The following is a 2,120-nucleotide window of genomic DNA, read 5'->3' as shown; positions in this document are numbered from 1 at the left end:
CGCCGAACAACTTGGCGTTGATCCGATCGACTTCCGGCTGAAGAACGCGTTGCGCTCGGGCATGAAAAACACGCAGGGCGCGGTGCCTGCCGGCGCGATCCGCGTTGACGAAGTTCTGCAGAAGGCGCAGGTGCATCCGCTGTGGGTGAATCGGGCGAAGCAGAAGCTCGAGTTCGAACTGACGCATCCGGGCCAGCGTTATGGCGTCGGTTTCGCGTGCGTGCAAAAGGACTTCGGCACAGGGGCGGAAACCTCGCTGGCGAAGGTCGAATTCACCGCCGACGGCAAGATCAGCCTGCATCACACCGCCGCCGAAATCGGCACCGGCATGTCCACGTCACAAGCCATTGCTGTAGCCAAATGGCTCGGCAAGCCTGCCACCGAGGTGCGCGTCGCCGTCACCGATTGGCCCGATCTGCCGGTCATCACAAGCGGCGATCCGTACATCATGTCGCAAGCCGAGCAGGACAAGCTGTCGGCCAATCCGCGCTGGTCGCCGGGTTATGCGTCGCCGTCGAGCGCGACCAACTCGGTGTTCTATTTCACCCACAGCACGCGCGAGGCCGCTCGCGTCGTCTTTACCCACGGTCTGTGGCCGGCGGCTATGGCGATCTGGCGTCAGGGTACCGGCGGCGGCCAGGCCGCGCCGCTGGTGGTGAGCATCGAGGACGCACGCTGGGTCGACGGCAAGCTGTCGGCGGCCGGTCTCGAAGCACTGCCGTTCGAGCAGCTCGCGAAGAAGGCGCACGAACTCGGCCTCGTGACGGGCGCGGCGGTGCACGTATTCAATCGCTGGCAGTGGGCCGAAGCGGAGTTCGAGATCGACGGCGGCGTCGAGCGTCTCCCCATTGATGGCCTCTCGCTGCGCTACGGCGACGACGCTGGAACCGATAAAAAGCAACTGCAGACCACGCCGAATCAGTACCGCGTGCTTAATCGAAAGCGCGTGTTCATTCCGCCCGTGCAGCGTAACAACGCCGCGGTCACGTACTACAGCGCGGTCGGCACGCTGGTCGAACTCACGGTGCATGAAGCGACCGGCAAGGTCGAGCTGCTGACTCATCACTCGATCATGGAATGCGGCAACCAGATCTCGCCGCAACTCGTATCGGGCCAATTGCAGGGCGGTCTTGCCATGGGCATTGGCCACGCACTGCATGAATATCTGCCGCTCTATGAAGACGGCCCCGGCAACGGAACGTGGAACTTCAACCGCTACCGGTTACCGCGCGCAACGGATGTTGCTGTCTGGGCCCAGACCGGCGAAGTGCTGCCACCGCTGACCGAAACCGATCCGCCCAAGGGCATCGCTGAAGTTGTGATGATCCCCGTGGTCGGCGCGATCGTGAACGGCATTGCGCACGCCATTGGCCATCGTTTTACTGACCTCCCGGTCACTCCGCAAAAAATTCAGGAGGTGCTCGCATGACGGCCCCTAATCAAAATTCCGGTGTCGCTACTAGCGCCATACCGGCCTCCGCTGCTGCCTCGGCTGCGGCGAGCAGCGCATCCGTCGTGGAACGGCCGTTGACGCAATTCCGTGCGCAACCCGTGTCGCTGAAAGTAAACGGGCAGGAAGTCGGACCGCTGCAAGTGCCGTCCGGCCTGATGATGATCGACCTGCTGCACGAATATCTCCACCTGACTGGATCGCGCCTCGGTTGCGGTCAAGGCGTCTGTCACGCCTGCGTGGTGATTCTCGATAAGCCGGATGGCACGAGTGGGGAAATCCGCACGTGCATCACAGGCGCGAATTTCTTCGACGGCAAGTCGATTCGCACGATCGAAGGCCACGCACAGCGCGACGAGCAGGGCGAGGTGGTTGCCTTGTCGCCGATCCAGCAGAAGTTTCTCGAACACTTCAGTTTTCAGTGCGGCTACTGTACACCGGGCTTCGTGAACGCGGCGACGGTGCTGATTGAGCGTCTCAAGCTCCATCCGGTGGCGAGAGACCAGGTGGAGCAAACCATCACCGAGGCGCTGAACGATCACATCTGCCGCTGTACTGGCTATGTGCGGTACTACGAGGCGGTCAAGGAAGTCGTGCTGACGATGCCGGGACTCGTGAAGGATGCCGCATGACGATCCTTTCCTTGACCTCGCAGAGCGCGCAGACCTCG

Annotated in this window: 2 protein-coding genes; both read left to right on the top strand. The window is 62.4% G+C overall.

Annotated features, from left to right (window positions below):
- The coding region (locus M0954_RS28825; protein WP_297356892.1) for a molybdopterin cofactor-binding domain-containing protein at nt 1–1,429 on the top strand (1,429 nt) is incomplete at its 5' end.
- Complete coding sequence (locus tag M0954_RS28820) at nt 1,426–2,082, top strand: (2Fe-2S)-binding protein (RefSeq protein WP_297356890.1); 657 nt, start codon at nt 1,426–1,428, stop codon at nt 2,080–2,082. The genes M0954_RS28825 and M0954_RS28820, both read left to right, overlap by 4 nt.
- Nucleotides 2,083–2,120 lie beyond the last annotated feature (38 nt).

It is taken from the genome of Paraburkholderia sp., from assembly GCF_026225065.1.
In the GTDB taxonomy this organism is placed as follows: Bacteria; Pseudomonadota; Gammaproteobacteria; order Burkholderiales; family Burkholderiaceae; genus Paraburkholderia.
Note: the sequence above shows the minus strand (reverse complement) of the source record. Positions and strands in the feature narration are given on the sequence as shown.